This is a genomic window from Escherichia sp. WS3227_2 (genome assembly GCF_046486495.1).
Taxonomy (GTDB): domain Bacteria; phylum Pseudomonadota; class Gammaproteobacteria; order Enterobacterales; family Enterobacteriaceae; genus Escherichia; species Escherichia coli.
In genome coordinates this window covers 1-513 of record NZ_JBJQLG010000061.1, presented here as the reverse complement: position 1 = coordinate 513, position 513 = coordinate 1, and the positions used below count along the sequence as shown (strand labels likewise).

Here is a 513-nt window from a genome sequence, read left to right as displayed (position 1 = left end):
GGCAGCCTGCCGGGAACAAAGACGCAGATGACCATTCGTTCGAAAACCTATAAGGGCAGCGGGTTTAATGAACTGAAGTTTGACGATGCGACAGGGAAAGAACAGGTCTACTCCACGCGCAGAAGAACATGAACACCGAGGTGCTGAATAACCGCACCACGGATGTGATAAACAACCATGCTGAGACCATTGGCAACAATCAGATGATTGCGGTTACCAACAATCAGATACAGACGGTGGGCGTTAACCAGATAGAGACGGTGGGCAGTAACCAGATCATTAAAGTGGGCTCTGTTCAGGTGGAAACGATTGGACTTGTTCGTGCGCTGACTGTGGGCGTGGCGTATCAGACGACGGTAGGTGGCATTATGAACACCTCGGTGGCCCTGATGCAGTCCTCGTAGATCGGTTTGCATAAATCGTTGATGGTCGGGCTGGGTTATGACGTCAAAGTCGGAAATAACGTTACCTTCACCGTTGGTAAAACGAAAAAGGATGATACCGGGCAGACCG

The 513-nt window shown here is 50.5% G+C and carries 1 pseudogene; it reads left to right on the top strand.

What is annotated here, in order from left to right:
- Positions 1–513, top strand: a pseudogene (locus ACJHXB_RS24825) (bacteriophage T4 gp5 trimerisation domain-containing protein); the annotation flags it as partial.